Below are 25,650 nucleotides of genomic sequence, written 5' to 3'. Positions count from 1 at the left end.
AGTATGAGTTACTGGTCAAGTATTGAAGAAATACATAATCAAATTCAAAAAAAAGAAAAGAAAATAATCGGTTGGGGTACAGGGGGGGCTTATCGGCATTATCAGCATATAAATCCACTCAAGTTAGAATACTTAATAGATAATGATATAAGTAAATGGGGGGAGACTATAGATGATATTGTTGTTTATAGCCCTAACCAATTACTCAATGAAAAAGTTGAGGATGTTGTTATTATTGTTTACTCAAGTTTTGCAAGTGAAATTATAGAACAAGTAAAGATGATTGGGAATTTCCTTGTAGAGTCTGCGAGTAAATTATTTGATTTTCTTAAAATTGAGTCATATATGCAAAAGATAAATTCTGTTATCGGTAATAACTTTACACAAGTGAAAAGGTACCCAAAGAGTAATAATGCTATTTTAATACAAGGACAAGTAGTAGAAGAAGTAACGATACAGATAGTTAAATATTATTGTAAGTTGTATGCTAATGATTTGATAATTTTGTCAACTTGGAATGATACTAAAGAGGAATTAATTGATGAAATTAAACCGTATGTTGATCATATTGTATTAAATGATCTTCCACATAATAGAGGTGTTCAGAACCGAAATTTACAAATTTCCTCCACATATAATGGTATTCTTGCTGCGGAGAAGGCCGGAGCTAGATACATTTTAAAAACTAGAACTGACACGATTCTATTAAAGGAAAATATTCTTAATCAGTGTTTGGATGTCTTGCATGAATATAGTGGTAATGTTGCTCAGCGACACGGCTTAAAAAACCGAATTTTGGTAAATGAAACTTTTACACGGAAATACTTTATCTATCATCCTTCAGACATGGTGATGTATGGCCATATTGAAGATATTAAGCTTTATTGGACTCAAGAATTCGACCTGAGAGATTATGCACTGACAGAAAAAGATTGGAAAAGTAAAACGCTAAAAGAATTCAGTCTCCAAAGGGGAAGTTCAGAAAACTACTTGTGTGTAAATTTTTTGAAAAAAATTGATTGGGATATAAAGGGTAGCCTAAAAGATAGTTGGGAATTTTATAGGGATTTATTGGTTGTTAAGGATGATGATTGGTTTGGATTTTTTTGGTTTAAAAACCCATCTATTCCGGATAAGGATACGCCTTTTAAGGTAAAAGAGAATATTACTCATAGCTTTTGGGAAAATTTATATTTTCACAGAATAAATGGTGAAGGTGTGATTGATATTGAACTTCATCATTGGAATGATTTTTTTGTTTAAAATTCAGCTTAGAGAATAACATGTTTAAACACGATTAGAATACAGTTTCAATAACACTTTTGCTCGGATCTTGGCAACTTTCTTTTTCCGACTTCTAATCCCGAGGAGCTTACAATGCAAAGAGATAACCCGGTAGTGCTGTTTACATCGATCGGAAAACGGGTGTCGTTAATTAGGCACTTTATAGAATATGGTTGGGAGGTAATCGGGGTGGATACTCGACCCGATGAATGTGCTGCTCAACAAATTGTCAAGAAAATAATTAAAGTGCCTTATTGCCAGGAAGCGGATTACTATGACAAGCTAGAGGAAATTTGTCGCGTAGAAAAAGTTAACTGCCTGGTTCCTTTATATGAACCTGAATTAATGGGATTGGCAGGGTTGCGGTCAAGATTCGAAGAAATAGGTGTACGAATCTTGATAGCCACGAAGGAGACAATTTTGACTTGTGTTGATAAATATAGTCTATACCAATTTTTTAAACTTAATGATTTTTCAACTCCAGATACCTTTGAAGAGCCAACTAATTTGGATGATAAATCACTATGGGTTATCAAACCCAAAATAGGCATGGGGAGTAGGGATGTCTATATAACAACATATAAGGAAGTTTCTCTGTGGTATGAAAGAGTTCCGAACCCAATAGTTCAACGGTATATTGAAGGACAAGAAATTAGTATTGACGTTTTCGTTTCAGATAAAAGACAAGTTTTATCTATTGTTCCTCGGGTACGTTTAGAAGTGCGTGCTGGTGAAGTGAGTAAATCGATAACGATTGAGGATAAAGAGATAACCTTACTTACGATTCAATTGGTGAATAAATTAAAATTAACAGGTCCAGCTACAATACAAGGGATTAGAGAAACAAACTCAGGAAGATTCTATTTTATAGAAGTAAATCCTCGATTTGGTGGAGGCGTTCCGCTAACGATTGAGGCGGGAATTCCATATGCAGAATTTATTAAAGCATCTTATACTCAAAAACCAGGTGTCCTTCATTCTTATCAGCCTGGTCTCAAAATGCTTCGATATGATGAGGCTGTTTATGTAAAGGGCGGTTTCTGAACCTTGAAAAATATATTGGTTTTTCCTTGTGAGACGGAAGAAGCAATGGAGTTGAATCATGCATTAGGGCGATTGGTTCATTGTAGCTTATTCGGTGCTAGCAGTTTAGGGGGAGAGCAGAAAGGTAAGTTTGTTTATCGTAAATATTTAGGTGAAATAAACACAAATGTGCTTGGATGGAAAAAAGAATTGAATGATTTGATACAACAATTTGAGATTGACTTGATTTTCCCCTCATCAATTGAAATAATGACTCTTCTGGCTAAATGCCAATGTGAGATAAATTCTAAAATTATCGCTCCGTCATATAATACCATTTCCTTCTGTCGATCTAAGAAGCTTACGAAGAGCTTGTTCAAAGAATTATTAACTGCTGAGGAAAGTATATACGATGAAATAGTTGAGATTTGTTGTTTAACCGATAAAAATGGTGAAATAAGATACCTGGAATGTTTAAATTTGGACAACATTAACATAACTCTTGTAAACGACCTAATTAAGAGGACTTCACAAAAAATTAATTCCAGTTTAAATCTAAGAGGAGCTTGGTCCTTTAAACTATCAATAAATAATAATCAAATTAGCAATTTAAAAGTTACGCCTGGTATCATACCCAGTATGGCTTTATGTCGAAACAAGGGGGTTAATCTGGCGGCATTGTGTTATTTTGATTGGATAGGTAAGGAAATTGAAGTGTTATCATCGAAAATAAAAATTACAGCTCAGACCTATAAGCACAAAAGGTATATCGTTCATTATGAGTACGATGAGGTTTATCTAGATCTAGATGATACAATTATTTTAAATGGAAAAATTAATCCGCAGATAATGACGTTTTTGTTTCAGTCTAGAAATGATGGAAAGAAAGTTCATCTAATTACTAAACATAAAAATGAGTTACAAACTACATTAAGTACATACCGTATACAAAATTTATTCGATTCCGTTATCTGGATTCAACATTCGGATGAGAAATATCGGTATATAAGAGGAGAACGAGCTATTTTTGTAGATGATGCTTTTTCTGAACGTAAGAAAGTAGCCGAACATCTTGGTATCCCTACTTTCGAACTAAGTGCAGTCGAATGTCTAATAGATTGGAGATTGTAAAGGAGTTATGAACAAAATACCGCACGAATCCAAAAGAGTCTGGGAAGAGAATGGTGTACGAATCATCGACTGTGCTTCCTGTGAATTTATACATATTGACCCAATTCCAACAGAAGAACAATTATTGTTTTTTTATAAACAACGATATTATAAAGATATTAAGCCGTTTAATTACGATGCAGTTACAAGTGAGTTAATAAAATCAACTATTATGCAGGTTCAGACGAATCAACATTATAGAAGTATTTATAATCAGGTTATAAGTTTGTTAGCATCAAAGAATGCATCCGTCTTTAATATGCTTGATGTTGGATGTGGCAACGATTTGCTTTCTTTATATTTCCAACAACAAGGATGGGAAACAGCCGTCATTGAACCAAATGGTGATGCGGCTTTATACTTAAGAAATTTTGGGATTCCTGTATACGAGAAATTTGCTAACGAAATTAATAAACTTAATTTGAAAGAATTATCATTTGTTAATATTCAATTTGTTCTGGAGCACATAGAAGACCCAATATCCTTATTAAATAAAATTAATGAAAAAATGGTGCCAGGGGGAGTAGTCCGAATTTGTGTTCCAAGTGACTTCAGCGAGGGTCAGTTAGCATATAGAGGCTATTATAATGAACAGTTACGTTGGGTAGTGCAACCGGATCATATTAATTATTTCACTTTTTCATCTTTAAGCAAACTACTTTGTAATTGTGGATTTCAAGAGGTATATCGCACAACGAATTTTCCTTTAGAGTTCTTACTATTAGGTGGATTAAATTATTATGCAGATGAGGAGCAACAAAAAAAAGTTAGTCATATCGTTCATCATTTTGAAAATGCCTTTCTCAGTACAGGCTACCAGGATAAGCTAATGAAACTTTACGAATCCCTTGCCCAACTTGGAATGGGCCGTTCCATCTTCATGTTCGCGGTCAAGCGTTGACTTGATTTAGGAAGGAGCTTTGCTATGCCTCAAGAGTTTCACATTGCTGGAAGACCGGTCGGCCGCAACTTTAAGCCCTTCATCATAGCCGAAATGTCCGGCAACCATAACCAATCTTTGGAGCGAGCGCTCGCCATCGTAGACGCTGCCGCTAATGCAGGGGTAGATGCATTAAAGCTTCAAACGTATACGGCCGATACGATGACGCTGGACATTGATGAAGGAGACTTTTTCATAGACGATCCATCCAGCCTTTGGAAAGGCGAGTCGTTATATAAACTCTACCAGCAAGCCTATACGCCTTGGGAATGGCATGAGCCGATTTTCAAGCGTTGTCGGGAGCGCGGAATTATTCCGTTTAGCACGCCCTTTGATGAAAGTGCCGTAGATTTTCTTGAAAGCTTGGAGGTACCTGCATATAAAATCGCTTCTTTTGAAAATACGGATCTGCCTTTGATCCGCAAAGCCGCCCGTACCGGGAAGCCGCTTATTATCTCCACGGGAATGGCGACGATTGCCGAACTCGACGAAACCGTTCGAGCGGCACGAGAAGAGGGCTGCAAACATATTGTTCTTTTGAAGTGCACAAGCACGTATCCGGCGACGCCGGAGAATTCCAACCTGATAACAATGACTCATTTGGGGCAATTGTTCGATTGTCAGGTCGGAATCTCCGATCACACGATGGGAATCGGAGTCAGTGTAGCCAGCGTGGCTTTAGGCGGTACGGTTATCGAAAAGCATTTCACGTTATCGCGTGCGGAAGGGGGCGTCGATTCCGCCTTTTCCATGGAGCCGCACGAGATTAGGGCTTTGGCGGAAGAAGCGGAAAAAGCCTGGCAAAGCCTTGGGCATATTCAATATGGACCGACCGAAGCGGAGATCCCTTCTTTAAAACATCGTCGTTCACTTTATATCGTTAAGGATTTGAAAGCTGGCGAGGTTCTGTCGGCCGAGAATGTTCGAGCAATACGTCCGGGGGCTGGGTTAGCTCCGAAATATTACGAAACCATTATGGGACGTGCCGTGAAACAGGATGTCAAACGAGGAACCCCGGTAAGCTGGGAATTTATCTAGCAATTTGAAGGACGCCAATTTGGGCGTTCTTTGCGTTATACTGAGTTTTAAATAGATATTTTAAATTATGGACTATACGTTTTTGTCGAATGTTCCGATAACATGTTTAAGTCTTAGGAGGCATTGCATGAAATCGATCATCATCATTCAAGCCCGTATGGGATCCGCTCGTTTGCCCGGCAAAATATTGATGCCGCTTGGCGATACGACGGTGTTGGATTATGTCGTATCGCGCTGCAAGCAAGTGCGAAACGTGTCGGAAGTCATTGTGGCGACCTCGGTGCTTCCGCAAGACGAAGCCGTTGCAGAATGGTGCAACCTTCATAACGTTAGCTTTTTTCGCGGTTCTGAGGACGATGTGCTTTCGAGGTATGTTGAAGCAGCAAAGCCGCATCAGCCGGATTGCGTCATCCGGGTAACGGGGGATTGTCCGTTCGTAGACTATCAATTGACGGAATCCTTTATACGTGCGATGGAACAAAGTCCGGCGGATCTTGTCGTGTGGGAAGGTGCATTGCCCCGCGGATTGGTCGCTGAGGTATTAACCTTCGATACCCTCTTGCGGATCGACAAGGAAGGACAGGAGCCGCGGCATCGCGAACACGTAACATACTATGCGCACGAATTTCCGGGGAAATATTCGAGAACTGTCGTACCCTTGCCGCAAAATCTGCGGTATCCGAATCTACGCATTACGCTGGACACGAAAGAGGACTATGCATTGTGCCAGGCTATTGCCTCTGCTTTTCCGGAAGATAAGTTGGTGCCGTCCGCTGATGTCGTTGCATATTTGAACGCTCATCCGGAAATTGCGCAATTGAACGGGCATATCGAACAAAAACCGGTTGTTTAAACCATATGGATTGAAGGGACATGAGCGCGAACATGACAACGGATCAAAAGGCTTTAATGCCGGAGTACATGAAGGATTTTAAGTGTATTGGCGCAGAGTGCGAAGATACCTGCTGCGCCGGCTGGAGGGTAAGCATCGATCAACAGACGATGGGAATGTATCACAAGTCCTCGCACGCGGAATTGAGTAAAAAGTTCAAAACGGAAATTGTCCTAAATCCAGTGAGCGAGAGAACGGCAACTCACTATGCGCGAATGAATGTCAATCCGTCTACCGGCAATTGCAGCTTTTTGACGGAAGGCATGTGTTCGATTCAGGCTGCTCTGGGCGAGGACTATTTATCTCAAACATGCGCCACTTATCCAAGAGTTGTGAATGTCGTGAATGAGCTGCAGGAAGTTTCCACTCAATTGTCCTGTCCGGAAGCGGCAAGAGTAGTTTTGTTAAATCCCAGAGGCATTCAGTTTTATTATGAAGACAAATTGACCTGGCGAAATCTACAATTCAGTTCGAAGTTTTCTACCGAACATACGAAAAATCAGCTGGCCCGCGCTTTTTGGGATATTCGCGTGGCCGCTATCCGTATAATGCAAGACCGACGTTATCATCTTGAGCATCGTTTTATGCAGCTGGCCGTGCTTGCCGATCAAATACAAGAGTCTTTGGATACTCAGAAGGCATATAGCATCCCTCAAATTATCGAAAGCTTCTTCGACGGATTGGACCAGGGAAGCGAACTGAATGAAGAAGCTGCGTTCCCGGTCGATCCTCAGTTTCAATTAAAGCTGACCAACAAAATCCTGTTGACGATTCTCGAAAAAAAACTGTGGCATAATGTCAGATACGAGGAATGCTTGAACGATTATTTAGCCGGAATGCAAGAGGTCAATGAACAAAATATTGCGCAAGTTACGCAGCATTTCAATCGGATAAAACATCAGTTTTACGAGCCGTTTATAAAAGAATATGCGTACATATTCGAAAATTACATCGTGAACTATATATATGCAACAGCGTATCCGTTAACCAATAACCGAAGTATATTTGAAAATACTTGTTATCTGGGGATCATTCTATCCTTGCTCCGGACGCAGTTGATTGGCATGTCCGCCCGTCACGGAGGCATCCGCCCAGAGACCGTAATAAAATTAATCCAATCGTTCACGAAAAACTTTGAACATATGCAGGGGTTTCGCAAGCTGGTTCTGGATATTTGCAAAGATGAAAGGGTCGACGCCTTGGGGCCGTTATCACTTGTCGTTATGACGAGAAAGCCGTGAAAATCGTCTTCCGCACCGACGCCTCGTCCCTTATCGGATCGGGGCACGTCATGCGCTGTCTCGCTTTGGCGGACAGTTTGCGTGCCAACGGTTTCGAGTCGATCTTTGTCTGTCGGCGGCTTCAAGGGCATCTTGGCGAATATATTCGAAATAAGGGGTATGACGTCGAATGGATCGAGTCGAACGATGACGAATTTCGTCCGGAATCGGATGCGATCATGACAAAGGAAATTTTGGCGCGAGTAGCGAGCCCTATCGCCTGGCTGATTATCGACCACTACGGTATCGACCGGAACTGGGAAATTCAAATGGGATCTTTGGCGAATCGCATTCTGGTCATCGACGACTTGGCCAACAGGCCGCACCTTTGCGATATTCTCGTCGACCAGAACGCTTACGAGCGCATGGAATCGAGATATAAGGATCTCTTGCCGCCGCAATGCTTGCAGCTGTTGGGCCCCGGATATTTGCTGCTGCGACCGTCGTTTTACGAAGCGAGAAAATCGCTGCGGGCAAGAGACGGCAGCCTGCGAAGGCTTCTCGTTTTTTTCGGCGGAAGCGACCCGACGAACGAGACGGCGAAAGCGCTGCGAGCGCTAGCCCGCCGAGCGGACGACGAACCGTCTTTTCACACTGACGTGGTCATCGGCTCCGCCAATCCTTATCGCGGAGAAGTAACCGCCATGTGTGCGGAACGACCTCATGCGAAACTGCACGTTCAAGCCGAAAATATGGCCGAACTCATCGCATCCGCCGATTTCGCGCTGGGCGCCGGGGGCGTTGCGATGTGGGAGCGGTGCTATCTGGGATTGCCTTCGGCCGTGACGGTCGTCGCGGATAATCAGGCGGCCAGCGTGCGCTGCGCAGCTCAAACGGGCGCAGTCGCCTATCTTGGCGAGAGCGCCGAGACGAACGCCGACACGTACGCCCGTGCCATCGAGAAAGCGCTTGAATCACCGAGCGAACTGCTCGAGATGTCGAAGCGTGCGCTTGAAATTACCGAAAGCCGGGCGAACCGGACGGAGAGCCCGGTCGCCTCTGCCATGCTCGAAATGGACCGGCGTGGGTAGAGTGGCATGCTCGACACGGACCGGCATAGATAACACGGATAATAGAACCAAGGAGAGTGCAAAACTTGAACATCCTGCTCACCGGCGGCGCCGGTTTTATCGGCAGATGGGTAGCCAAGCGGCTGCTCGAAGACGGGCATTCCGTCTGGATTTTGGACGACCTGTCCAACGGCAGGGAGGTCAACCTCGAGGAGCTCCGAGACCATCCCGGACTGAAGGCTTTCGTCAAAGGCACGATCCTGGACGAGCCGCTGCTGGACCGATTATTTGCGGAGCATAACTTTAATGTCATTTACCATCTCGGAGCCTCGATCAACGTGCAGGACTCGATCGACGACCCGCGGACGACGTTCAACAACGATACGATCGGCACCTTTTATTTGCTAGAACAATGCCGCAAGCACAACGTTAAAATGGTGTTCATGAGCACCTGCATGGTGTACGACCGCTGCACGGAGCCGGCCGGGATCGACGAGCGCCACCCGATCAAGCCGGCCTCGCCTTACGCGGGAGCCAAGATCGCGGCCGAGAATATGGTTCTGTCCTACTACCACGCGTACGGTCTGCCGACCGTCGTGATCCGGCCGTTCAACACGTACGGGCCTTTTCAGAAAACCGGGGGAGAGGGCGGCGTCGTCGCGATCTTCATCAAAAACAAGCTGTCCGGCCGCACGCTCAACATTTACGGCGACGGTACGCAAACGCGCGACCTTCTCTATGTGGAGGACTGCGCCCGGTTCGTCGTCCAGGCCGGCTACTCGAACGCGGCGGACGGCCAGATCGTCAACGCCGGACTTGGCCGCGACATCGCGATTAACGACCTGGCCGAGCTGATCGTCGGCGACAAGTCCCGGATCGCGCATGTCGAGCATATTCATCCGCAAAGCGAAATTCCGAAGCTGCTTTGCAACTCGGCGAAAGCGGAGCGCCTTTTGGGCTGGAAGCCGGAAGTGACGCTGGAGGAAGGCATCCGTCGGACGGAGGACTGGATTCGGACGTCGAATTTGATCTAAACAGGCCGATCGGCGACCTTGATTCGGACGTCGAATCTGGTCTGAGGCGCGGAAGTGACAGACTGTTAATTTCAAGGAGACGGCAACGATGGCGAACATACCGGCAAACGCCCCCAAGCGGGATACCTTTCTGCCCTACGGCAAGCAATGGATCGACGAGGACGATATCGAGGCGGTCGTCCGAACGCTTAGAAGCGAATATATTACGCAAGGTCCGGCGATCGAACGTTTCGAACGCAAGGTGGCGGATTACGCGGGGGCAAAATACGCGGTTGCCTTCTGCAACGGCACGGCGGCGCTCCACGGCGCCTGCCATGCGGCCGGGATCGGCACGGGAGACGAGGTCGTCACGACGCCGATCACGTTTCTGGCCAGCAGCAACTGCGTGCTGTACCAGGGCGGCACGCCGGTGTTTGCGGATATCGATCCGCAAACGTACAATCTGGCCCCCGATCAAGTCGCAGCCAGGCTGACGGACAAGACGAAGGCGATTATCGCCGTGGACTTCGCCGGCCAGCCCGCGGAAATGGATAAGCTGGCCAAGCTCGCCCGCGACCGCAACCTCATCCTGATCGAGGATGCGGCGCACTCTCTCGGCGCCGACTATAAAGGCCGCAAAGTCGGAACATGGGCGGATATGACGATGTTCAGCTTCCACCCGGTCAAGCACGTGACGACCGGCGAAGGCGGCATGATCGTGACCGACAGGGAAGACCTTTACGAAAAGCTGCAGCTGTTCCGAAACCACGGCATGACGCGGGATCCCAGGCTGCTGACGCAAAACGACGGCCCCTGGTATTACGAAATGCAGACGCTCGGCTACAACTACCGGATGACCGATTTGCAGGCGGCGCTCGGCTTCTCCCAGATGGACAAGCTGGACGGGTTTGTCGCAAGACGCAGGGAGATCGCGGCGCGGTATAACGAAGCTTTTTCCGCCATCCCGGGTCTCGTCGTGCCCCGCCAGCATCCGGATACGAATTCCAGCTGGCACCTGTACATGCTTCGCTGGGACGAACGGACGATGCCGGGAGCCCGGGACCGGGCATTCGACATGATGCGCGCCCGTCATATCGGCGTTCACGTCCATTATATTCCGATCTACCGGCAGCCCTATTACAAGCAGCTCGGCTATACGGCGGAAGGCTGTCCGAACGCGGAAGCTTACTATCGCACGGCGATGACCCTGCCGATGTTTCCTGCCATGACGGACGAAGACGTAAACGACGTCATCCAAGCTATCCAACAAACGGCAGCGGCGATTTTTAGGCAATAACGCCAAAAAGAAAGCGCTTTGACACCGCTTACAACAATTTCGTTGACACCATTCTTTTCCTGATGTATATTCGGGTTGTGGGCTAGGCCAAATCGCCATTGTCAAATGAATATGAAGGGAATGTTTAGCGAATGCAAGGTAAAGTAAAATGGTTCAACGCGGAAAAAGGTTACGGCTTCATTGAGACGGAACAAGGCGGCGATGTATTCGTGCATTTCTCCGCTATCCAAATGGACGGCTACAAGGCCCTCGAAGAAGGCCAATCCGTCGAGTTTGACATTGTGCAAGGCGCAAGAGGCCCGCAAGCAGCTAACGTTGTTAAACTGTAATGATTAGGCGTTTCATGCGCCTGCTAAATAGCACTGTCGGCTGACCGAAACGATTTGCCGGCCACCCGGAACCCTGGAGCGATCCAGGGTTTTGTGCGTATGGGCGATAGCCGAGACTCAATTGGTTAAGCTTGCAAAAATTCGCAGCGAAAATCCCGTTCGTTTTCATAGACTTGCACTTCCTAAGCCAAGTTTTCAAAATATTCGAAAATGTAAGCGATTTTCTTTGAAACGGCTAAGCCCGATATGCTAAAATAAAGTCAGCAAAGGAGGAGTGCTAAATGAAATACAATATTCGCGGTCAGCGCATGGAAGTCACCGAGGCTTTGAAGGATTACGTCGAAAAGAAGCTGAGTCGCCTGGAACGGTATTTTGAAACGCCTCCCCAATCCGATGTCCACGTTACGTTAAGCGTAACCAAAGGACGTCACGCTATCGAGGTCACGATCCCGCTCACGAACGTCCTGCTTCGGGCGGAAGAGAAGAGCGACGATATGTACGCTTCGATCGACACGGTCGTGGACAAACTCGAACGTCAGATTCGCAAGCACAAAACGAAAGTAAACCGCAGGCTGCGCCAGACCGGCACGACCCGGGGGCTTTTCCGCGAAGGAGAAGCAAGCGGAGGGGTGTCCACGCTGGCCGTCGAAGAAGAGGATCGTTACGAGCTCGTTCGCACGAAGAGCTTCAGCTTTAAGCCGATGGACGTGGAGGAAGCGATTCTCCAAATGAATATGGTCGGCCACAACTTTTATGTCTTTTCCAACATCGACACAAAGGAAGTGAATGTCGTCTACCGCCGCAACGACGGCAGGTACGGCTTGATCCAGGCGGAAGCCTGATCCTTATACTTACGAATGCAGCGAGTCTCTCGGCCCCCCGGGAGGCTCTTTTTGATGATGACGGCAGCGGTCCATCGTTGGAAAATTTCAAGCTTCGCAACTCCGCCGGAAATATGACATAAATTTGACACGGAACGAAGTTTTAGCACGACGGCCTCCAACGCGGCATGAACGTTTTTGGCCTTATCAGGTGTCGAGCCCGGCGCGCCCCTTCGCCGCCAAAATCTGCTTGCCGCCGCGCGCCTCCTTTTCTTGCCCCGGCCTGATGGAACTGCTACAATTAAAGGATACGCCATACCCTAAAAGGGAAGGGGTTCATTATGCTCGGATTGGTAAAAAAGATTTTCGGAGACGCAAACGAGAGAGAAGTCAAACGGTTAATGAAAACCGTCGACCAAATCAACGCCCTGGAGCCGAAGATATCCGCTTTGTCGGATGAACAGCTGCGCGCCAAGACGCAGGAATTCCGCGACCGTCTGGCGACGGAAGAGGAAGAACTGGACGATGTGATGCCCGAAGCGTTCGCCGTCGTGCGGGAAGCTTCCAAGCGCGTGCTGAATATGCGGCATTTCGATGTGCAACTGATCGGCGGGATGGTGCTTCATTCCGGCAAAATCGCAGAGATGAAAACCGGCGAAGGCAAAACGCTGGTCGGCACGCTTCCGGTCTATTTGAACGCGCTGCTCGGCAAGGGCGTGCACGTCGTGACCGTGAACGACTACCTGGCCCAGCGCGACAGCCAGCTGATGGGACAAATATACGAATTTCTCGGCATGACGGTCGGCTGCAACCTGAACGGCCTGTCGCACGAAGAGAAGCAGCGCGCCTATGCCTGCGACATCACGTACGGAACGAACAACGAGTTCGGCTTCGACTATTTGCGCGACAACATGGTTCTATACAAGGAGCAGATGGTTCAACGTCCGCTTCAGTTTGCGATCATCGACGAAGTGGACTCCATTCTCGTCGACGAGGCGCGGACGCCGCTTATCATTTCCGGCCAAGCGCAAAAGTCCACGCAGCTCTATTACGCGGCGGACCGTTTCGTCAGCCGGCTGACGGAGACCGAAGATTACACGATCGACCTGAAAATGCGAAGCATCGCGCTCACGGACGCCGGCGTGACGAAGGCGGAGCAGGCATTCGGCATCGACAACCTGTTCTCCCACGAGCACGTCCTGCTGAACCACCATATCAGCCAGGCGCTGCGCGCGCGTTATATTATGAGGCGCGACGTCGATTATGTCGTGCAGGAAGAAGAAGTCATTATCGTCGACGAGTTCACCGGCCGCCTGATGGCGGGGCGCCGCTACAGCGACGGCCTGCACCAGGCGATCGAGGCGAAGGAAGGCCTCCAGGTTCAAAACGAGAGCATGACGCTCGCGACGATCACGTTCCAGAACTACTTCCGGATGTACCGGAAGCTGGCCGGCATGACCGGCACGGCGAAGACCGAGGAAGAAGAGTTCAAGCGGATCTACAACCTCGAAGTCGTGCAAATTCCGACGAACCGTCAAATGATCCGCAAAGATATGCCGGACGTCGTCTACAAATCGCAAAACGGCAAATTCCGCGCGGTCGTGGAGGAGATCGCCGCCCGTCACCAAACCGGCCAGCCGGTTCTGGTCGGCACGGTGTCGATCGAAAACTCCGAGCGCATTTCCGAAATGCTCAAAAAGAAGGGCATCAAGCACCAGGTGCTGAACGCGAAGTACCACGCCGAGGAAGCGGCGATTATCGCGAACGCCGGCCAGCGCGGCACGGTCACGATCGCCACCAACATGGCGGGCCGCGGCACCGATATTTTGCTCGGAGAAGGCGTTGCGGAGCTCGGCGGCCTGCACATCATCGGCACCGAGCGGCATGAAAGCCGCCGGATCGACAACCAGCTTCGCGGACGGGCGGGACGCCAGGGCGACCCCGGCTCGTCGCAGTTTTACCTGTCGATGGAAGACGAACTCATGCGCCGGTTCGGCGCCGACAACATTATGGGCATGATGGAGCGCCTCGGCTTCGACGAGGACTCCCCGATCGAAAGCAAGCTCATCACGCGCGCGATCGAGTCCGCCCAGAAGCGGGTCGAAGGCAGCAACTTCGACGCCCGCCGCATCGTCCTGCAGTACGACGACGTCATCAATCTGCAGCGCGAGAAGATTTACGGAGACCGCCGGCAAATTCTCAACTCGGACAACATCCGCGAGATCGTGTCCGGCATGATCAAGTCGGTCGTGGAGCGCGCCATCGAAAAGCATTGCCCGGACGAGGAGATTCCCGAAGACTGGGCGATGGACGAGCTCGTCTCCTACTTCCACAAGACGCTGCTGCCGGAAGACCGGCTGAACAAGGACGAGCTGTGGGGCAAGGAAAAGGACGAAATGGCCGAGGTGGTCCTCGCCAAAACCGAACAGCTTTACGACGAGCGCGAGGAGCAAATCGGCGTCGAGACGATGCGCGAATTCGAGAAGGTCGTCGTCCTGCGCGCCGTCGACAGCAAGTGGATGGACCACATCGACGCGATGGATCAGCTGCGTCAGGGCATCCACCTTCGCGCCTACGGCGGCAACGACCCGCTGCGCGAATACCAGTTCGAAGGCCACAACATGTTTTTGGCCATGGTCGAGCGGATCGAGGAAGAGATTTCGCTCTACATCATGAAGGCGACCGTCGAAAGCAACGTGAAGCGCGAGGCCGTCGCCGAAGGGCAGGCCGTCGATTCCAAGGCCGAAGAGGCGCCCAAGAAGCCGAAGGTCAAGGGAACCGCGGAGCGCGTCGGCCGCAACGACCCGTGCCCTTGCGGCAGCGGGAAAAAATACAAAATGTGCCACGGCCGCATAGAATAAATCTTGAGGTGATTCATCATGTCCGTCATCGATGGAACGATCAAGCAAGACCTTCGCGAAACCGCGAAGCGACTCCAGCAACTCAGGGGGTCTCTTTGACTTAGATCTGAAGCTGGAAATGATCGCGAACTTTGAAGTGAAGATGTCCGCGCCCGATTTTTGGGACGACAACGAAAAGGCGCAGGGCGTCATCTCCGAATTGAACGCCATCAAAGGCGTCGTGGATCAATTCAAAGCGTTGTCCTCGGAGCAGGAAGACCTCGAGGCGATGCTGGAGATTTTGGAAGAAGAGTCGGACGAAGCGATGGAGGCCGAATTTGTCGCGAACGTCGGCCAGCTCGCCTCCAAAGTCGACAGCTTCGAATTGCAGCTTCTGCTCAATCAGCCCTACGACAAGTCGCATGCCATCCTCGAGCTGCATCCCGGCGCCGGCGGCACCGAGTCGCAGGACTGGGCGCAAATGCTGTACCGGATGTACACGCGCTGGGCCGAGAAGCGGGGCTTCAAGGTCGAGGTGCTCGACTTTTTGCCGGGCGACGAAGCGGGAATCAAGAGCGTGACCATCATGGTGCGCGGCTATAACGCCTACGGGTATTTAAAGGCGGAAAAAGGCGTTCACCGGCTCGTCCGCATCTCGCCGTTCGACGCTTCCGGGCGCCGGCATACGTCGTTCGTTTCCTGCGACGTCGTGCCGGAAATTCCGGACGACCTCGAAGTGGAAATTCGCCCGGAAGATTTGCGGGTCGATACGTACCGTTCCAGCGGCGCCGGCGGCCAGCACATCAACAAGACCGAGTCGGCCGTGCGGATTACGCACCTTCCGACGGGCATCGTCGTCGCGTGCCAGACCGAACGCTCCCAAATCCAGAACCGCGACCGCGCCATGAAAATGCTGCAGTCGAAGCTGTACGAGCTGAAGATCCAGGAGCAGCAAAAGGAGCTGGCCGCCATTCGCGGCGAGCAGATGGATATCGCCTGGGGGAGCCAGATCCGCTCCTACGTTTTCCACCCGTACAGTATGGTCAAGGACCATCGGACGAACGTGGAAACGGGCAACGTGCAGGCGGTCATGGACGGCGATCTCGACGCGTTTATCGACGGCTACCTGCGGAGTCAGATTCGGAAACCGGAAGCCTGATCGTACGCATGCTTACGAAATCCCCCGGCTTGCTCTTGAAGCCGGGGGATTTTTTTTGGCCGACAGCTGACGAGAGAAGTTATCCCCACTCATCCACAATATCCACAGAATCGTTTGAAAATTCACACCGAACCGGTCGAATTCCATCCACATTATCCACATCGCCCACAGGAAAATTGCAAAAACTGTGTGTATTTGCTCCGAATTTTCACGCAATTCTGTTGTTATTCGTTTTATCCACGCTTTTTATCCCCAATATCCACATAATCAACATGGAATAACTCCTGTTTACTATTTTACAAACATCTCGTCCACATTTTCATCCACAGCATTCACAATATATGGCATAAATCATTCGGCGCATGAATTGTTCTCGATTCGAGATGATGCTTCCGGAAAACGTTCCAAAACGGATTATCGTTGTGCAAACGTTTGTTGAAAAGGCGTTGAAGTTAGACGGGGGTTGGGATCGGCGGGTCTCGCTTTGCGCAACGGGACGGAGGTGCCTTTCTCGCGTTCCGTATACGCCGTTGACGGAGAGATTATGCGGGTGATAGCATATTTTTGAAAAGAAAGCGTTTACTAAATGGTTGTGTCTTTTTATGCAAACGTTTGCCCCAAAACGGAATGAGCAAGAATCCAAAAGGAGGAGCGGTATGAAAAAGAAAGTCGGAATCCGGCGCTTCGCATGGCGAAGCCGAAGCTTTTGGAGCGTTTGGTTGAGTCTGGCTCTCGTTATCCAGATGTGGACAACCGGGGCGGCGGCCGCCTATGCACAGAATGGCGATTCGACGGCTTCGGCTGCGGCGGCGGCCGAAGCGACGCGCGTAAACGCCGACGACAGCGCAACCTTTGTTTTGCCGGTCGGAAAGCTGGACATCTCCGCAAACGGGAGCTTTAACGGTTGGGGGACGGCAAGCGTCGCGCAAAGCGTTTATGTAAGCGATGCCAATCTGCCTTATATTCGCATAGACGAATTGACGCCCGGCGGCGAATACGAGTATAAGCTGCTCGTCGGCGGGAATTGGATGGACGGAGACAGTTTGACCGCGACGGCGGATGCGCAAGGGACGCTGCTTCTTCCGTTTGAGGCGCGGGTTGCCGGAAGCTTTGATCCGGACTGGAATCCGAAGCGGCAGATGACGCTGACGGGCGGCGTCTTCCGGTATACGACCGACGCGCTGCCGGAAGGAACGTACGAATATAAATATATGATTCGCGCGGCGGACCCGGACGGTTCGTCGCAGGACATTTATTTTAACGATCCGACCAATACGCTGCTGGCTTCGAACGGCAACAACAAGCTGACGGTCGGCGAACCGGACGGCTCGCCGATTGCCGACACGTTCGAAGAGCAGCCCGGAGGCGGGGCGAAGTGGGTCATTGCCGGCAGCTTTCAGCAGGGGTTGGGAGAGTCGGGCAACTGGGTGCCGAACGGGACGGCGACGCGTTTGAAGCATCTGGCCGGGGAATTTTACGCTTATTCGGCCGTGCTGGATGCGGGCAGCTACGAATTCAAACTGACGAAAAACGGCAGCTATCCGTCCGGCATCCCGGGAGACGGAGACAATTTGAAGCTGACGCTGAGCGAAACGGCCAAAGTAAACTTTTACGTAAACGGAGAAACGCACGAAGCGCGGATATCGCCGCTGCCGGAAGGCTCGACGGCGACCGGCATCGCCATCTACGATCCGGCGCTGCCGGCGGCCGAATGGCCGCGACTCGTCGGCTCCCCGCAGCCCCTGTTCGGAGAACCGGAGTGGTCGCCAGGGGAGGCGAAGCAATTTTTCGTCGATTATTACTTCAACAACACCGTCTACAAGCTCCAGCGGTCTCTCCCGGCGGGTTCTCACGAAGTGAAAGCGGTGCTGGGCGCCGAATGGAACGACGACAACAACTTCGGAGACGGAGTAAACAATGCCGTATTCAGGCTTTCCGACGCCGCGGACGTCACGTTCTCCTTCGACAATTCGGCGGCCGAACGGAAATTGACGGTCGACTTCGCGGTCGGCGACGGCAAGTACGACGGGCGGATCGATACGGGAGCGATCTTGTTCGACAGCCGATCGGAAACGTTTAAAAAGCCGTTCGGCGCGATCCGGCAAGGAAGCCAGGATTTGACGCTGCGCATTGCGGCCAAGCGGGACGACGTGCAGACGGCGCGGCTCGAACTGGCGGACGGAGCGGGAAATTCGGCCAACTACCCGATGCGAAAAACGACGACGGTCGGCGATCTCGATTATTTCGAAGTCGTCGTTCCGCGAAGCGCGTTCGCCGGCATCGGCATTTGGACCTACAAGTTCGTGCTGATCGACGGGGCGACCAAGGCGGAGTACGGCGATGACGCCCTGAGCGGCGGAGCGGGAGAAGCGGTGTCCGAGGGCGCGGTGCCGTTTAACCTGACCGTTTACGCATCCGACTACAAAACGCCGGATTGGATGAAAAACGCCGTCGTCTATCAGATTTTTCCGGATCGTTTCTTCGACGGCAACGAAGCCAACAACCGCGCCAAGCTGGTCGACGGCTATCGCGGCGTCCGCTCGGAAACCGGGGCAAACGCCGGAATCCTCGAAAGACAGCCGCTGCAATATTTCGACGGGGGCACGGAAAACGATCCGGCTCCGTCCCAGGTGTGGGGCGAATGGAGCGACGTGCCGGAAAATCCGGATCGCGGCAAGCCCGAGAACGCTCCGTACTACCCGGATGCCGCATCGGACGGCATCTGGACGAACGAATTTTACGGCGGCGACATTCAAGGCATCGAAAAGAAGCTGGACTATTTGAAGCAGCTCGGCGTGACGGCGGTTTACCTGAATCCGGTCGCCTGGGCGGCTTCCAACCATAAATACGATGCGACCGATTACAAGCACCTCGACCCGATGTTCGGGGAGCCGGTCTACAACGTGCCGGGCGATCCGGCATCCGGCTTGAATTATGAGGAAACGCGCAAAAAATCGGACGAAGCGTTCCGAGATTTCGCCAAGGCCGCGGCCCGGGCGGGCATCCGGATCATCAACGACGGCGTGTTCAACCATGTTGGCGACGATTCGATTTATTTTGACCGCTATGAAAAATACCCCGAAATCGGCGCTTACGAATACTGGGCGAAAGTCTGGACAACGAAAGCGGAGCATCCGGGCATGACCGCGGAGGAAGCGGAGGAGCGGACGATCGCTTCGTTTACGGCGCAAACCAACCCGGCTACCGGACAAAACTACAAGTACCCCGACGACTTCGGGTTTACGACGTGGTTTACGATCGGCGAGGAGACGATCGCGGACGAGGGTTCGGGCCATACGCGCTACGGCTATGAAGCCTGGTGGGGGTTCGACTCGCTGCCCGCGATGGACGCGAAAGAGCCGCAGGAAGGCGACGCGGCGGCGCTGGACGGCGAGCACGAATGGAACAACGTCGATTACCGCTATCATGTGATCGGAGACGATCTGGACGGCAAGACGGACGAAGAAGCGGCGGAGGCGATGCAAAATGCGGCGTCCCAACGCTGGCTCTGGATGGGGGCGAGCGGCTGGCGGCTCGACGTCGCGCCGGACGTGTCCATGGGAACCTGGCAAAAATTCCGCGAGGCGGTCAAATCCGCGGCGGGCCGCACGGACGCGAACGGAAAGCCGATCGACGATCCGGTCATCCTCGGCGAGGAATGGGGCGTGGCGACGCACTATTTGCTCGGCGATCAGTTCGACTCGGTCATGAATTACCGGTTCCGCGAGGCGCTGCAGACATTTTTGATCAACGGAGGCAACGGCGGGGACAACGCGCGGGCGTTTCACGAGGCGCTCGAGCGGATCCGCGAGGATTACCCGGAGGAAGCGTGGCGGGCGATGCTGAACCTCGTCGATTCCCATGACACGGTTCGGTCGCTGACGAAGCTGGACTTTCCGGCCTGGGAGGAGGAAAAGCTTAAAATCGCCCCGGAGGCGAGCGACAAGGCGCTCAGGCTGCAGGCGCTGATCGCAATTTTCCAGATGGGGTATCCGGGGGCTCCGACCGTTTATTACGGAGACGAAGTCGGCGTCACCGGCACGAAGGACCCCGATTCGCGCCGGACGTTCCCCTGGGAGCGGATCGAGGAGGCCGACGGCGGCTTCGAGGCCGTCGGACGGTATGCCGAGCTGTATGATACGTATCGGACGGCGGCGGCCGTCCGGGCCGAGAACGACGTCTTTTCGGCGGGGGATCTGAAGCTGGCCTACGCGCAGGGCGACGTCATTGCGTACGCCCGCAAAACTGACGCGCAGGGCGCGCTCGTCGTCCTCAACGGCGGCGAGGAGGCGGCCGAAATCGCGGCCGACGTTACCGGCTATTTGCCGGACGGCACCGTGCTCGGCGACCGGCTCGGCAGCGGCATCGGCGGCGCGGTCGAAAACGGGCGAATCGTCCTGACCGTTCCGGCGCTTACGGGGCTGATGATGCTGTCGGAGGGAGAGCTCCTGCAAGTGGAGGCTCCGTCCGGTTTGACGGCCCGGGCGGCAAACGGCAGCGTGGACTTAAGCTGGGACGGGGTGCCGGATGCGGACGGATACCGCGTTTACCGCTACTTGATCGAGGGCGGAGAAGCGACGCCGCTCGGCACGGTTGCCGATACGCGGTACACGGACGCTACGGTCGTCAACGGCGTGAAATATTACTATGCGGTATCGGCGGTTCGCCTGGCGGCGGGAGCGGCCGGAGAAAGCCCGCTTTCGGAGACGGCGTCCGCGACGCCGGCGTTCCCGATCACGGCGGTCGGAGCGCCGGACCCGGTCGCAAATCTGACCGTCGGCGTCGGCAACGCGGCGGAAATCGGCGTATCGGTGACGGTAGAGGGCTTGACGGACGATCCCGCGTTCGCCGGAACCGGAGCGCCGTCTCTCGACGTGAAGCTCGTCGTAACCAAAGCCGGCGACTCCGAAGCGGCGGCGGAGCTGGCGATGGCGTACAAGGCGGACGACGGCGGGGCGAAGCGGTACGCGGCAAAGTTCGAGCCGACCGAACCGGGCGTCTACGAATATTTCGCGCGGGTGTCGACGGACAACGGGGAGACGCACGCGGATTCGGCATCGGCTTCGTTCGAGGCTTATGCGGACGCGGACGATACGTCCGGCCCGGCCGCGCCTTCCTTAAGCGAAATTACGGTCGAATCCGGGCAGGCAACGCTGAGCTGGACGACGACGGGCGAGGATACGGCAGGCTACGAAGTGTACCGCCAGGCGGCGGGCGAAGCCTCGTTCCGCAAGCTGGCCACGCTGCGGACGGCTCTTTCCTTCACCGATTACACGGTCGCCAACGGCACGTCCTATGCGTATAAAATCGCGGCGTTCGATGCGGCCTACAACCGCAGCTGGTCGAACGAGCAAAGCGTGACGCCGCAGCTCGTCATGGTCGACGTCACGATGCGGCTGCACTTGCCGGATTACACGCCGTCGACGGATTCGATCTATATCGCCGGCAGCTTGAACAACTGGAACGCAAGCGGCGGCAAGCTCACGGTCCCGAGCGGCGCGACCGACCGAAGCGTTGTGCAGTACGCGTTTAAAATGATGGCCGGAAAAACGATCGAATACAAGTACACCCGCGGCACGTGGGCGACCGAAGCGCTGACGAGCCATAGCCGGATTCCGAACGACACGGCGGATAGCGGCAATTACGCCTACAGCGACACGGAAACGAACATGAAGCTGACGATTCGCAATCAGGGCGGCAACAAAATGGTCGTCGACGACTACGTGCTCCGCTGGGTCGACATGCCGCTGATCGTCACGATGCCGCGCATTTCCTACGGCGAGGATATCTCTTATTCGACGGACGCCGCGACGTTCGATCTGAAGGCGAACGTACCGTACGGCGTCGCGTTCACGATCAACGGGAGCCCGCTGCCGGAAGGCGCGATGGACGACCGGGGCAACGTTTTCGTCGAGGATATTCCGCTGGAAATCGGAACGAACCGGTTTTCCCTGCATATCGAGCCGACGGCGGAAACGCTGGCGAAGGACTGGTATAAAGACCAGGGCCGTAAAAGCCAGGCGACAAAGACGATTGCGCTCGCGATCGTCCGAACCGGCGGCGATGACGGCGGAAACGGCGGCGGAGGGGACGGCGGAAACGGCGGAGGCGACGGCGGCGAAAACGACGGAGGGGACGGCGGTGGAAACGGCGGCGGCGATGACGGCGGAAACGGAGGAGGCGACGGCGGTGAAAACGGCGGAGGCGACGGCGGTGAAAACGGCGGAGGTGAAGACCCCGATAATGGCGGCGAGGGCCCCGGTCCCCATTCCGGTACGCCCCCCGTCATGATCGTGCCCCTCCCCGATAAGCCCGACGATTCCATCGCGAAGCTTACCGTCGAAACGGATGAGCGGGGGAACGCCGTCACCGTCGCGACGGTTGACGGCGAACAGCTGGCGAAGGCGCTGGCCGGGTTGGAGAGCGGCAGCGATCCGCTTGAAATTCGCCTGCCGGAAATCGAAGGCGGCGTCCGGTTCGTGCTGCCGCTGGCCGCGGCGGCAGCGGCGCCGGAAGCGTCGATCCGCTTTGCGGTCGCGGACGGCAGCTATGTCCTTCCGCTGTCCGTGCTCGATCCGGCCGGTCTTGCCGGACGTCTCGGCGTCCCGCTGGAAGAAGCCGAGCTTGCGGTGAGCTTCGGTCCGCTCGTCGGGACGGAAGCGGAACGCGCGCTGGATCGGGTCCGCGAGGCCGGCTTGAACGCCCTGTCCGCTCCGGTCGCTTATCGGGTAGCCGCCGCGGCGGGCGGCCGCGAAGTCGAGATTGCGGACTTCGGCTTCACGTATGCGGAGCGCAGCCTGGCGCTGGAGGGCGGCGTCGATCCGAAACGAGCCTCCGTGTACCGGATCGATTCGGCGACCGGCGAATTGGCGTTCGTTCCGGCCTTGTTCGCCGCCGTCGACGGCCGGACGGTCGCCTCGTTCAAGCGGCCGGGCAACAGCGTCTACATCGCGGCGGCGGCGGACCGGTCGTTCGCGGATCTTGCCGGCCACTGGGCGCGAGAGGACGCGGAGACGATGGCGAACAAAGGCATCGTCCTGGGCGTGGACGCGGAGCGATTCGCTCCCGGGCGGAGCATCACCCGCGCGGAATTCGCGGCGCTGCTCGTCCGTTCGCTCGGCCTGGCCGAAACGGACGGAACCGGCGGCTTCGGCGACGTCCGGCCGACGGACTGGTTCGCGGGCGCCGTCGCCTCCGCCGCCGCGGCGGAACTGGCGAGCGGAACGGCCGACGGGACGTTCCGTCCGGGCGACGGCATCACGCGCGAGCAGATGGCCGCGATGCTCGCCAAGGCGGCCGACTTCGCCGGCCGGCCGCTGGCGGAGGATGCGGCGGCGGACGAAGCGCTCGCCGCGTTTGCCGACGGCTCGCACGTCGGCGCCTGGGCGAGGGAGGCGGTCGCCCGCGCGGCCGGCGCCGGCCTCCTGCAGGGCGACGGCGGCGGCAGGCTTCGCCCGGCGGAAGGCGCCACGCGCGCGGAAGCGGTCGTTATGCTGAAGCGATTCCTGCAGGCCGTCGAATTTATCGATAGGTAATAAACTCGGAAGAAAGCGGAGGGCCCGAAGGGGCCCTTCTCGCATTGCCGCAGATAAAGCGATGCCCGAGCTTGTTTGTTTTCCGTTCGGCGCTCCTGCCCTGCGTTTTGGCCGTTTGCCCGGCCGCTACCGCTCGCCAGTCCGTTTCGACCGGGGGCGCGGTTTGCGGAATTTTCGAAGCGTTAACGGTCAAAGTCGCCACGTTTTTAACGCCTCTGCGCACCTTTGTATGATGTTTCGAACAAAAATGCCGCATATGCCGCTTTCGAGGTGATCATTGTATGATTTTTCATACAAAATCATGGCGTTTGCCCGTTGTGAGCAGGATCTTGTATGATTTTTCGAACAAAAATGCCGCATATGCCGCTTTCGAGGCGATAATTGTATGATTTTTCATACAAAATCATGGTTCTTGCCCGTTGTGAGTAAGAGTTTGTATGATTTTTCGAACAAAAACGCCGTACCCCCCGCTTTCGCGCCATAACTCGGTACGAATTTTCCAGTCCGCTCCCCGCAAGTGCGCCAAAATCGGCGTTCGGCGGGCCTCCCCCTCTTTTCAGAAACTGACTTTCCATGCCCCGGATTTTGGCGATTCAGCCGGCCGGCTCGGGCGCGAGCGCTGGTTGGGAAACGAACCCGGAGCCCGCCGCCGCAATGGATTCGCAAAATGCAAATCGGCGATGGCGCGCCACGATTTCAAACCAAGAACGATCTAAACCCATTGAATAAAAAAACAATTGTGCGTATAATAATTCAGTAATCATAAGCCGGAGCGATAAACGCGGTTTTGCTTTTACATCGCTGCCGGAATTCGGTACAATGAGGATGGTTTTGGCTTGAACCGCTCGGGCCTTTTCGGTTTTTTCGGCCAACAGCGAAGCTTATCCGTCCGTCCAGCCGATTAGCGGTTATGCAACGGAACGAAATTATACATTTACTTAAGGGAGATTCTCGCCATGTCACAAACCCCTGCCGTTCGCGCCGCGATCGTCGGTTCCACCGGCTATGGCGGCGTTGAGCTGATTCGCCTGCTCGCCGCGCATCCGCGCGCGGCCGTTTCCTCGGTCGTCTCTTCGTCGAGCGCGGGATCGTCGTTCGCGGAGGCTTTTCCCCATTTAACGGAAATCGTCACGGACAAGCTGGACGACGTCGACCCCGACCTGATCCGCGACAAAGCGGATGTCGTGTTTCTCGCGACGCCGCACGGCGTAAGCGCGAAGCTGGCGCCGCAATTTCTTGCCGCCGGGCTGAAGGTAATCGACCTGTCCGGCGACTTCCGGCTGAAGGACCCGGAGGCATACCGTCACTGGTACAAAAAGGACGCCCCGGCGCAGGCCGAGCTGGATCGGGCGGTGTACGGCATGTGCGAGCTGTTCGGGCAGGAGGCGGCGGGAGCGGATTTCGTTTCCAATCCGGGCTGCTTCCCGACGGCGACGGCGCTCGGGCTGTATCCCGCGGTGGAAGCGGGTTGGATCGACCCGGACACGATCGTCATCGACTCGAAAACGGGCGTTTCCGGAGCGGGACGGGGCCTTGCCTTGGGCTCCCATTTTTCGGAAGTGAACGAAAATTTCAAGGCGTACAAGGTAAATCAGCACCAACATACGCCGGAAATCGAAATGGTGCTTGCCCGCGCGGCAGGACGGCCGGTGGCGGTCACGTTCACGACGCACCTCGCGCCGATGACGCGGGGCATTATGAGTACGATGTACGCGACGCTGACGGATCGCGGCCGCACGAGCGCGGATTTTACGGGGCTGTACCGGAGCTTCTACGAAGGACGCAAATTCGTGCGGGTGCGCGATACCGGCGTTTATCCGGCGACCAAGGAAGTATACGGCTCCAACTATTGCGACATCGGCATGTCCGTCGATTCGCGCACGGGCCGGATCACGATCATCTCGGTCATCGACAACCTGGTCAAAGGCGCGGCAGGGCAAGCGATTCAAAACTTGAATCTGATCATGGGCTGGGACGAAACGCTGGGGCTCGAGTTTACCCCGGTTTACCCGTAACGGT

General features: G+C 53.6%; 17 protein-coding genes. 16 read left to right on the top strand and 1 reads right to left on the bottom strand.

The window, feature by feature from the left end:
- Nucleotides 1–3: 3 nt before the first annotated feature.
- The 15 genes from B7E11_RS04935 to B7E11_RS04865 all read left to right on the top strand — a co-directional run bounded on the left by B7E11_RS04935 (nt 4) and on the right by B7E11_RS04865 (nt 23,631).
- A complete protein-coding gene (locus tag B7E11_RS04935; RefSeq protein WP_176220613.1) occupies nt 4–1,263 on the top strand; it encodes a WavE lipopolysaccharide synthesis family protein in 1,260 nt (419 codons plus the stop codon).
- A 114-nt stretch (nt 1,264–1,377) separates the two neighbouring features.
- Nucleotides 1,378–2,328 (top strand): ATP-grasp domain-containing protein, encoded by a 951-nt coding sequence (locus B7E11_RS04930; protein WP_080832501.1) that lies wholly within the window; start codon nt 1,378–1,380, stop codon nt 2,326–2,328.
- A 3-nt stretch (nt 2,329–2,331) separates the two neighbouring features.
- Nucleotides 2,332–3,438 (top strand): hypothetical protein, encoded by a 1,107-nt coding sequence (locus B7E11_RS04925; protein ID WP_139787073.1) that lies wholly within the window; start codon nt 2,332–2,334, stop codon nt 3,436–3,438.
- Nucleotides 3,439–3,445: 7 nt separating this feature from the next.
- On the top strand, nt 3,446–4,378 hold the full coding sequence (locus B7E11_RS04920; protein ID WP_080832499.1) for a class I SAM-dependent methyltransferase: 933 nt from the start codon (nt 3,446–3,448) through the stop codon (nt 4,376–4,378).
- A 24-nt stretch (nt 4,379–4,402) separates the two neighbouring features.
- Nucleotides 4,403–5,455 carry a pseudaminic acid synthase gene (pseI, locus tag B7E11_RS04915; RefSeq protein ID WP_080832498.1) on the top strand — a complete coding sequence of 351 codons (1,053 nt, stop codon included), beginning with the start codon at nt 4,403–4,405 and terminating at the stop codon, nt 5,453–5,455.
- 127 nt (nt 5,456–5,582) lie between these two features.
- The gene (locus B7E11_RS04910; RefSeq protein WP_080832497.1) at nt 5,583–6,308 is read left to right on the top strand and encodes a cytidylyltransferase domain-containing protein; all 726 of its coding nucleotides are present in this window, start codon (nt 5,583–5,585) and stop codon (nt 6,306–6,308) included.
- Between the two features lie 20 nt (nt 6,309–6,328).
- Nucleotides 6,329–7,588 (top strand): flagellin lysine-N-methylase, encoded by a 1,260-nt coding sequence (gene fliB / locus B7E11_RS04905; RefSeq protein WP_080832496.1) that lies wholly within the window; start codon nt 6,329–6,331, stop codon nt 7,586–7,588.
- Nucleotides 7,585–8,658 carry a UDP-2,4-diacetamido-2,4,6-trideoxy-beta-L-altropyranose hydrolase gene (gene pseG, locus B7E11_RS04900; protein WP_176220611.1) on the top strand — a complete coding sequence of 358 codons (1,074 nt, stop codon included), beginning with the start codon at nt 7,585–7,587 and terminating at the stop codon, nt 8,656–8,658. The genes fliB and pseG overlap by 4 nt, the downstream gene beginning before the upstream one ends.
- A 65-nt stretch (nt 8,659–8,723) precedes the next feature.
- Nucleotides 8,724–9,671 carry a dTDP-glucose 4,6-dehydratase gene (locus B7E11_RS04895; protein WP_080832494.1) on the top strand — a complete coding sequence of 316 codons (948 nt, stop codon included), beginning with the start codon at nt 8,724–8,726 and terminating at the stop codon, nt 9,669–9,671.
- Nucleotides 9,672–9,759: 88 nt separating this feature from the next.
- Nucleotides 9,760–10,947: a UDP-4-amino-4,6-dideoxy-N-acetyl-beta-L-altrosamine transaminase gene (pseC, locus tag B7E11_RS04890; RefSeq protein WP_080832493.1), complete on the top strand. Its 1,188-nt coding sequence runs from the start codon at nt 9,760–9,762 to the stop codon at nt 10,945–10,947.
- Nucleotides 10,948–11,078: 131 nt separating this feature from the next.
- Nucleotides 11,079–11,276, top strand: a complete 198-nt coding sequence (locus tag B7E11_RS04885; protein WP_080832492.1) for a cold shock domain-containing protein — start codon at nt 11,079–11,081, stop codon at nt 11,274–11,276.
- A gap of 281 nt (nt 11,277–11,557) precedes the next feature.
- Nucleotides 11,558–12,118, top strand: a complete 561-nt coding sequence (gene hpf / locus B7E11_RS04880) for a ribosome hibernation-promoting factor, HPF/YfiA family (protein WP_080832491.1) — start codon at nt 11,558–11,560, stop codon at nt 12,116–12,118.
- A gap of 320 nt (nt 12,119–12,438) precedes the next feature.
- Nucleotides 12,439–14,958, top strand: coding sequence for a preprotein translocase subunit SecA (gene secA, locus B7E11_RS04875; protein WP_080832490.1), 2,520 nt, complete (start codon nt 12,439–12,441; stop codon nt 14,956–14,958).
- 18 nt (nt 14,959–14,976) lie between these two features.
- Nucleotides 14,977–16,096, top strand: a protein-coding gene (gene prfB / locus B7E11_RS04870; RefSeq protein ID WP_139787072.1) for a peptide chain release factor 2 whose coding sequence is annotated in 2 segments (ribosomal slippage) — nt 14,977–15,054 and nt 15,056–16,096 — 1,119 coding nt in all. Because the reading frame shifts where the segments join, the coding sequence is not laid out codon by codon here.
- 656 nt (nt 16,097–16,752) lie between these two features.
- Nucleotides 16,753–23,631: an alpha-amylase family glycosyl hydrolase gene (locus tag B7E11_RS04865; RefSeq protein WP_245809624.1), complete on the top strand. Its 6,879-nt coding sequence runs from the start codon at nt 16,753–16,755 to the stop codon at nt 23,629–23,631.
- 593 nt (nt 23,632–24,224) lie between these two features.
- Here B7E11_RS04865 and B7E11_RS28795 read toward each other — a convergent pair.
- Nucleotides 24,225–24,503 (bottom strand): hypothetical protein, encoded by a 279-nt coding sequence (locus B7E11_RS28795; protein WP_139787071.1) that lies wholly within the window; start codon nt 24,501–24,503, stop codon nt 24,225–24,227.
- 84 nt (nt 24,504–24,587) lie between these two features.
- On the opposite strand from B7E11_RS28795, the gene argC reads away from it, so the two are divergent.
- Nucleotides 24,588–25,646, top strand: coding sequence for an N-acetyl-gamma-glutamyl-phosphate reductase (gene argC, locus B7E11_RS04855; protein WP_080832487.1), 1,059 nt, complete (start codon nt 24,588–24,590; stop codon nt 25,644–25,646).
- Nucleotides 25,647–25,650 lie beyond the last annotated feature (4 nt).

The organism is Cohnella massiliensis, assembly GCF_900169535.1.
Taxonomy (GTDB): domain Bacteria; phylum Bacillota; class Bacilli; order Paenibacillales; family Paenibacillaceae; genus Cohnella; species Cohnella algarum.
Note: the sequence above shows the minus strand (reverse complement) of the source record. Positions and strands in the feature narration are given on the sequence as shown.

What these genes read in the sequence shown, in the direction of transcription:
- B7E11_RS04920 (WP_080832499.1), top strand. Translation starts at nt 3,446, where the DNA reads ATGAACAAAATACCGCACGAATCCAAAAGAGTCTGGGAAGAGAATGGT.
- fliB (WP_080832496.1), top strand. Translation starts at nt 6,329, where the DNA reads ATGAGCGCGAACATGACAACGGATCAAAAGGCTTTAATGCCGGAGTAC.
- B7E11_RS04930 (WP_080832501.1), top strand. Translation starts at nt 1,378, where the DNA reads ATGCAAAGAGATAACCCGGTAGTGCTGTTTACATCGATCGGAAAACGG.
- B7E11_RS04885 (WP_080832492.1), top strand. Translation starts at nt 11,079, where the DNA reads ATGCAAGGTAAAGTAAAATGGTTCAACGCGGAAAAAGGTTACGGCTTC.
- pseI (WP_080832498.1), top strand. Translation starts at nt 4,403, where the DNA reads ATGCCTCAAGAGTTTCACATTGCTGGAAGACCGGTCGGCCGCAACTTT.
- B7E11_RS04865 (WP_245809624.1), top strand. Translation starts at nt 16,753, where the DNA reads ATGAAAAAGAAAGTCGGAATCCGGCGCTTCGCATGGCGAAGCCGAAGC.
- secA (WP_080832490.1), top strand. Translation starts at nt 12,439, where the DNA reads ATGCTCGGATTGGTAAAAAAGATTTTCGGAGACGCAAACGAGAGAGAA.
- B7E11_RS04935 (WP_176220613.1), top strand. Translation starts at nt 4, where the DNA reads ATGAGTTACTGGTCAAGTATTGAAGAAATACATAATCAAATTCAAAAA.
- argC (WP_080832487.1), top strand. Translation starts at nt 24,588, where the DNA reads ATGTCACAAACCCCTGCCGTTCGCGCCGCGATCGTCGGTTCCACCGGC.
- B7E11_RS04910 (WP_080832497.1), top strand. Translation starts at nt 5,583, where the DNA reads ATGAAATCGATCATCATCATTCAAGCCCGTATGGGATCCGCTCGTTTG.
- hpf (WP_080832491.1), top strand. Translation starts at nt 11,558, where the DNA reads ATGAAATACAATATTCGCGGTCAGCGCATGGAAGTCACCGAGGCTTTG.
- pseC (WP_080832493.1), top strand. Translation starts at nt 9,760, where the DNA reads ATGGCGAACATACCGGCAAACGCCCCCAAGCGGGATACCTTTCTGCCC.